At 67.5% G+C, this 7,497-nt stretch carries 5 protein-coding genes; 3 read left to right on the top strand and 2 right to left on the bottom strand.

The features are described from left to right. Positions 1 to 88: 88 nt before the first annotated feature. The 3 genes from MZTS_RS17925 to MZTS_RS17915 all read left to right on the top strand — a co-directional run bounded on the left by MZTS_RS17925 (position 89) and on the right by MZTS_RS17915 (position 1,742). On the top strand, positions 89 to 847 hold the full coding sequence (locus tag MZTS_RS17925) for an endonuclease III domain-containing protein (protein WP_246482160.1): 759 nt from the start codon (positions 89 to 91) through the stop codon (positions 845 to 847). A 185-nt stretch (positions 848 to 1,032) separates the two neighbouring features. After that, positions 1,033 to 1,296: a hypothetical protein gene (locus tag MZTS_RS25685; RefSeq protein WP_009865111.1), complete on the top strand. Its 264-nt coding sequence runs from the start codon at positions 1,033 to 1,035 to the stop codon at positions 1,294 to 1,296. Between the two features lie 116 nt (positions 1,297 to 1,412). Next, positions 1,413 to 1,742 carry a YnfA family protein gene (locus MZTS_RS17915; protein ID WP_009865112.1) on the top strand — a complete coding sequence of 110 codons (330 nt, stop codon included), beginning with the start codon at positions 1,413 to 1,415 and terminating at the stop codon, positions 1,740 to 1,742. Between the two features lie 10 nt (positions 1,743 to 1,752). On the opposite strand, the gene glgB is transcribed toward MZTS_RS17915, so the two are convergent. Together glgB and treS are read right to left on the bottom strand one after the other, a co-directional pair. Continuing rightward, a complete protein-coding gene (gene glgB, locus MZTS_RS17910; RefSeq protein WP_192284865.1) occupies positions 1,753 to 4,110 on the bottom strand; it encodes a 1,4-alpha-glucan branching protein GlgB in 2,358 nt (785 codons plus the stop codon). 68 nt (positions 4,111 to 4,178) lie between these two features. Further along, on the bottom strand, positions 4,179 to 7,445 hold the full coding sequence (gene treS / locus MZTS_RS17905) for a maltose alpha-D-glucosyltransferase (protein WP_192284864.1): 3,267 nt from the start codon (positions 7,443 to 7,445) through the stop codon (positions 4,179 to 4,181). Positions 7,446 to 7,497: the final 52 nt, after the last annotated feature.

Raw genomic sequence — 7,497 nt, 5'->3', positions numbered from 1 at the left:
CCAAAAAAAATGTGGAAGAAATAAGCCGCGTGTACAACCTGTCCGCATGAGACGGAACCCGCCGAATCCCTTCGTGGATTCGACCCCCTTGCCGCTTTTCCCCGTGATCGAGTTGCCCGCCCCGCGCCGCTCCCGCCGCGCGGAGGCCCCTGCCCCCTCCGACGCCCTGCGGGACAAGGCGCTGGAGATCCATCGGCGCCTGTGCGGCGTCTACGACTGCCCGATCCCCTACTTTCACAGCCTCGATCCGCTCTCGGAGCTGATCTCGTCCCTGCTCTCGCACCGGACCCGCAACGCCGATTCGGGCCGCGCCTTCAAGGCGCTGCGGGCCCGCTGGCCGGATTGGGCGGCGGTTGAGGAAGCGCCGGTCGAAGAGGTCGAGGAAACGATCCGCGGCGTCACGTGGCCCGAGCTGAAGGCGCCCCGCATCAAGGCGGTGCTCGCCGCCGTTCGTGAGCGGGTCGGCGCCCTCGATCTCGCTTTCCTGGAGGAGATGAGCGTCGATGAGGCGCGGGGATGGCTGGAGGGCATTCCCGGCATCGGCCCGAAGACCAGCGCCGCCGTCCTCTCCTTCTCGACGCTGCGCATGCCGGCCCTTCCGGTGGACAGCCATCACCACCGCGTCGCCCAGCGCACGGGCCTGATCGGGCCGAAGGTCGATGTCGGGCCGAGCCATGGAATGCTGCGGGCGCAGCTTCCGGCGGATTGGTCGGCCCAGAAGCTCTACGACAATCACGAGGTGCTGATGCTGCACGGGCAACGGGTCTGCTTCCACCGCTCCCCCGCCTGCGACCGCTGCGTGCTGCTCGACATCTGCCCCACCGGACAGTCCCGCCGGGGCGCCTGAGTCAGACAGAGCGCTCACGTCCAGTAGAGGATGCGGGCCTCGGGCAGGACGGCCTCGGTCGCATCCATGCGCTTCCAACCCGGCGGCATCACCGAAGGGTCCGGTCAGGATGTGATTCCCGGAACTGCCGGCCCGCTCGCGCGATGGTGTCGGATCGAGAAAGAGCGGAGCGGCCGATGTCGGAAATGGATGAGAAACGCGCGGTCCTGGCCGGCCTCCTCGCGCGGCGCGAGGGGATCGACCCGCAGGATCGCGCGACTCTCGACCGCCGGGTGGAAGCAGCCCTCGACGGTTTCGATCCCGACACCCCCGAACCGTCCGATCCGACCGATGCCGAGCGTCATCGCTTGCTGCAGGATCTGCGCGGCCCGCGGGAGCTGCGCGCCGACCACAACAACGTGCGGCTCGCCGAGAAGGGTGAGGTGTTCGCGCCCGAAGACGATGCGTGACGGGCTTCCCGGCGGACGCGATAACGGAGTTCAGCCGCAACCGAGGTGACCGACCGGACGCGGCGTTCTCGATCGAAAAGCTTGGCAACCTCTTCGGCCCACGCCAAGCCTGGGGGATGACGAAGACCTTCCTCGCCTATGCAGGCGCCGCGCTCGCGGAGATCGCCGGCTGTTTCGCGTTCTGGGCCTGGCTGAGGCTCGACCGGTCGGTCTGGTGGGTGGCGCCGGGCCTCTTGTCGCTGACGCTGTTCGCTTTTCTGCTCACTCTGGTGGAGAGCGAGGCCGCCGGCCGGACCTATGCGGCCTATGGCGGCATCTACATCGTCGCCTCGATCCTGTGGCTGTGGACCGTCGAGGGGCACCGCCCCGACCGCTGGGACGTGGCCGGCGGGGCGATCTGCCTCGCCGGCATGGCCGTGATCCTGTTCGGCCCCCGGAGCGGGTGAGGCGGGGCGGTTATCCCTCGCGGACGAAGATCAGGGTGGCCAGCGGTGGCAGGGTCAGGCTCAGGGAATGCGGCTGGCCATGGCTCTCCTCGGCCTCCGACCGGACGCCGCCCATATTGCCGACATTCGAACCGCCATAACGCTCGGCATCCGAGTTGATCGCCTCGCGGTAGAAGCCGCCCACCGGCACCCCGACCCGGTAGCCTTCGCGGGGCACCGGCGTGAAGTTCGAGACGACGATCACGACATCGCCCTCCTGCTTGCCCTTGCGGGCCCAGGCGATGACCGAATTGTCGGAATCGTCCGCCACCAGCCATTGGAAGCCGCCATGCTCCACGTCGCGGACATGGAGCGCGGGCGTCGAAGTGTAGAGCCGGTTGAGATCGCGGATCAGATCCTTCACGCCGCTGTGCAGGGGATCGTCGAGCAGGTGCCAGTCGAGGGACTGGTTGTGGTTCCACTCCCGCTCCTGGCCGAACTCGCCGCCCATGAAGAGCAGCTTCTTGCCGGGATGGCCCCACATGAAGCCGAAATAGGCCCGCAGATTCGCGAATTTCTGCCAGCGGTCGCCGGGCATCTTGCCCAGCAGCGAGCCTTTGCCGTGCACGACCTCGTCGTGGGACAGGGGCAGCACGAAGTTTTCCGAGAAGGCGTAGAGCAGGCCGAAGGTGAGGTTGTGATGGTGGTAGCGCCGGTGGATCGGATCCTCCGACATGTATTTCAGGGTGTCGTGCATCCACCCCATGTTCCACTTGAAACCGAAGCCGAGGCCGCCGGTATAGGTGGGGTGCGACACGCCGGGCCATGAGGTCGATTCCTCGGCCACCGTGATGGTGCCGGGGGCGTGGCTGTAGGTCGCTTCGTTGGTCTTGCGCAGGAAGTTGATGGCGTCGAGATTCTCGTTGCCACCGTACTGGTTCGGGATCCACTCGCCCGCCCGGCGCGAGTAGTCGAGGTAGAGCATCGAGGCCACCGCATCCACGCGCAGGCCGTCGAGATGGTAATGCTCCAGCCAGAACCGGGCATTGGCCGTGAGGAAGGCCGAAACCTCCGTGCGGCCGAAATTATAGATGTAGGTGCCCCAATCCTGGTGGAAGCCCTGGCGCGGATCCGCATGCTCGTAGAGATGCGTGCCGTCGAACAGGCCGAGGCCGTGGGCGTCGAGCGGGAAGTGGCCCGGCACCCAATCGAGCAACACGCCGATTCCGGCCTCGTGCGCCGCGTTGACGAAGTCGACGAAGTCGTCGGGCGTGCCGAAGCGGCTGGTCGGCGCGAACAGCGAGACCGGCTGGTAGCCCCAGGATCCGTCGAACGGGTATTCGGTGATCGGCAGAAGCTCGATATGGGTGAAGCCGAGATCCTTGACGTAGGGAATCAGCCGCTGCGCCAATTCCTTGTAGGTCAGGTAGCGGTTGCCCTCGTCCGGCACCCGCGCCCAGGAGCCGAGATGCACCTCGTAGACCGATATGGCGGCGTGGCGCGGATCCTTCTCGCCGCGCGTGTCCATCCAGGCGGCATCGTGCCATTCGGGCTCGTTCAGGCCTTGCAGCACCGAGGCGGTCTGCGGCGGGTGCTGGGCGCGGAAGGCGACCGGATCGGCCTTCAGCGGAAGCAATGAGCCGTCTGGGCCGCGGATCTCGAACTTGTAGTTCTGCCCGGCCTTCAGGCCCGGCACGAACAGCTCCCAGACTCCGCCGTTCTGCCACAGCCGCATCGGGTGGCGCCGGCCGTCCCAATCGTTGAAATCGCCGACCACGCTGACCCGTCGGGCATTCGGTGCCCAGACCGCGAAACGGTAGCCGGCGATGCCGTCGAGTTCGCCGGCATGGGCGCCGAGCACCCGATAGACGAGATTGCTGCCGATCTGGCGCAGGCCGTCGATCTCGCTCTGCTCCAGCGACGGGCCGAAACCGTAGGGGTCATGGCGTCGGGTGGCCGTGCCGTCCCAGGCCTCGACCTCGATCTCGTAGAGCGGCCGGCCCTCGCTCCTCACGCTGGCGACGTAGAACCCGTCCGGATGGACGCGCTCGAAGGGGATGCTCTGCCCCGCCGTGATCAGCCGGGCGGCCTTCGCCTCAGGCAGGATCGCGCGGACCTCCCAGACACCCGGACCGACCTGATGGGGACCCAGCAACCCGAACGCGTCGCCGTGATCGGCGGCCATGGCGGAGGCGATGGCATCGGGGTGCGGATGCGTGTCGCGGGTCGGCGCGGCGGAGCGGCCCGGACGGGGCCCTCCTTGGGCGCCGCCCAGCGCATCCGCCGACCGGGGCGCGGGGGGCGCCTCGGTCGACCCTGACCTGTTCGGGACGTTGGCCGCCGCCTGGCCCTCGTTGCGAGCCGTGGCCTTGTCGTCCAGAGCCGTCATCCAGTCACCTCTCTCGGGGGATGCTCGCGAGCCGAGCTGGAGGACAGCCTGGCCGAGAGCACGCGGTTTTAAAGCGAAGCGCGGTCGCGCTTGGCTTCGTCCAGTATGTTGAGAACACCTCGTGCCGGGATTTCGATCCAGTCGGGGCGGTTGTTGACCTCGTAATCGACCTCGTACAGCGCCTTGGCGAGCAGGCTCAGGCGCAGCAGCCGATGATGGGTTTCGGCATCCTCGACCGCGGCCGGGCTGCCGAGGATGGCTTGCTGATAGCCGTCGAGGAACGCAGCATCGATCATGCCACGCCATGCGATCGCCGCGTTGCGGGCCCGCTCCTCGCTGTCGCCGAAGCGGGCGGCGATTTCGCGCACCACCGTCTCGGCGCCGTAGGCGAAGGAGCGGAGCATACCCGCCACGTCGCGCAGGGGCGTCGACTTGGCCCGGCGCTGCTCCACCGGCCGCGACGGCTCACCCTCGAAATCAACGATGATGAGATCGCCCTCGGAGGCGAGCACCTGGCCGAGATGGTAATCGCCATGGATGCGGGTCTTGGTGGCGCCCCGCAGCGGGCCGGAGGCCAGTTCGTCGATCAGCGCCGTGACTTCGCCGCGACGGGCCGCCAGGGCTTCGCTGGCGGAACCCGGTGACCAGGCGGTGATCGCGTCGAGGCCCTTGAAGGCGCGGGCGGCCTGATGGCGGGCATCCTCCGCCAGCGCCGCGAGATCCGCCTCGCCGAACGGCTCGACCGTGAAGGCCGGATCGTCGGTCTCGATGGCGAAGGCGCGGTGCAGTTCCGCCGTCCGCTGGCCGAGGAGGGTGGCCCAACGCAGATGGGCGTTGAACGCCTCTTCCGGCGTCGGCGCCTCGCTCTCGGGCGCCAGCACCACGAGGTCGAAGTCCCGGCGCAGGCCTTCGAGCATCAGCGTCCAGGCATCGCCCTGGTTGAGGACGAATTTCTGCAGCAGGGCCAGGGCCGTGCGGGTGCCATCCTCGGCGACGTGTTCCAGCGTGCCGAGCAGGGCCGGCGTGTTGGCGAAATGGGCCTCCTCGGTGAGGAAGCGGCCGATCTCGACTTCCGGGTGGGTGCCGGGCTGGAGACGGCGCAGGAGCTTGAGCATCATCCGCGCGCCGATGGCGATGGAGGTGTTGCTCTGCTCCGCCGAAAGGCGCCGCACATCGGCGGCCTCGAACGGCACCTCGGGATCGTAGGCCGAGGTGGTGGAGAAGACGAGGCTGCCGCGCTCGGAGGGAATCGTCACCCCGTCCCGCATCGCCTCGATCAGGGACACGGCGAAGGGCGCCGCGGCGGCGGCTTCGTAGAGCAGGCCGGTGCGCGGGCCCCGGCGCACGCGGGCGACCGCGTGGTCCAGCAGAGACTCGTCCTCGCGGCCTTCGTCCACCGCCAGCGGGATGAAGTAGTCCTGGCGCTCGCCGTTGGCGAGGGTCACCGCCACCCGCGGCAGCAGGAACTTGCCCTGGCCTGTCTCGTCCTTGACGATGGCGCTGTCATCGACCTGCACCGACTTGATGCGCGAGCCCTTGGCGCCGAACCAGCGGCGCGAATTGATGAAGGGCGGGGCCACCGTGCGCTCGAAGGCGGTGCGCTCGCGGCCCTTGATCAGGGTCTCGATGCCGCCGGTCAGAACCAGGGTGAACAGCTCGGGGCTCTGCGGCTGCGGCCCGATCTCGCCGGAATTCGCGACGGAGAGCGAGAACCAGTAGAAGCCGTAGGCCGGCATGGTCAGAAGGTAGGGCAGCTCGCCGATGGCCGGGAAGGCGCTGCCGCCGGTCAGCTCGATCGGGATCGCGCCGCGCAGATCCGAGAGGTCGAGCTGCACAGCCTGCGGTGCCCGCGACAGGTTGGCGACACAGAGGATGCGCTCGTTCTCGAATTCGCGGATCCAGGCCAGCACCTTGCGGTTGGTCGGGTAGAGGAACTGGATCGCGCCGCGCCCGAGGGCGGTCGAGTTGTTGCGGATCGCGATCATGCGCCGCGTCCAGTTCAGCAGGCTGGTCTGCGCCTGGGTCTGGGCCTCGACGTTGATCGCGTCGTAGCCGTAGATCGGGTCCTGGATCGCGGGCAGGAACAGCTTCTGCGGATTGGCGCGGGAGAAGCCGCCGTTCCGGTCCGGCGACCATTGCATCGGCGTGCGCACGCCGTCGCGGTCACCGAGATAGATGTTGTCGCCCATACCGATCTCGTCGCCGTAATAGAGCACCGGCGTGCCGGGCATCGACAGGACGAGGAACTTCATCAGCTCGATCTTGCGCCGGTCGTTCTCCAGCAGCGGCGCGAGGCGGCGGCGGATGCCGAGATTGATCCGGGCACGCCGCTCGGCGGCGTAGAACGACCACAGATAATCGCGCTCTTCCGCCGTCACCATCTCGAGCGTCAGCTCGTCGTGATTACGCAGGAAGATGGCCCATTGGCAGCCCTCGGGGATCTCCGGGGTCTGGCGCATGATGTCGGTGATCGGGTGCCGGTCCTCGCGGGCGATCGCCATGTACATGCGTGGCATCAGCGGGAAGTGGAACGCCATGTGGCATTCGTCGCCGTCGCCGAAATACTGCGCCGTCTCCTCCGGCCACTGATTGGCTTCCGCCAGCAGCATCCGGTCCGGATACTCGGCGTCGAGCGCGGCGCGGATCGCCTTGATGACGGTGTGCGTCTCGGCGAGATTTTCGCAGTTCGTGCCGTCACGCTCGATCAGATAGGGGATCGCGTCGAGGCGCAGGCCGTCCACGCCCATGTCGAGCCAGTAGCGCATCACCTCGATGACCGCTTCCAGCACCGCCGGGTTGTCGAAGTTCAGGTCGGGCTGGTGGCTGTAGAAGCGATGCCAGAAATACTGCTTGGCGACCGGATCCCAGGTCCAGTTCGACACCTCGGTGTCGAGGAAGATGATGCGCGTATCGGAATATTTGTCGTCCGTGTCCGACCACACATAGAAATCGCGCTCCGGTGATCCGGCCGGCGCCTCGCGGGCGCGCTGGAACCAGGGATGCTGGTCGGAGGTGTGATTGATGACGAGCTCGGTGATGACCCGCAGCCCGCGCTCGTGGGCGGCGTCCACGAAGCGGCGGAAATCGTCCATCGTGCCGTAGGACGGGTTGATGTCGCGGTAATCGGCGATGTCGTAGCCGTCGTCCCGCAGCGGCGAGGGGTAGAACGGCATCAGCCAGATCGCCGTGACCCCCAGGTCGCGGACATAGTCGAGCTTCTGTGTCAGCCCCTCGAAATCGCCGATCCCGTCATTCGACGAGTCGAAGAACGACTTGACGTGGATCTGGTAGATGATGGCGTCACGGTACCACTGCGGATCGCTGCGATCGATCATCCCGTCGCTGCCTCACGTCACTTTCGAGAGCGGAACCGGGCCCTGCGGCGCC

Source organism: Methylorubrum zatmanii, assembly GCF_014845115.1.
GTDB lineage: Bacteria > Pseudomonadota > Alphaproteobacteria > Rhizobiales > Beijerinckiaceae > Methylobacterium > Methylobacterium zatmanii.
Note: the sequence above shows the minus strand (reverse complement) of the source record. Positions and strands in the feature narration are given on the sequence as shown.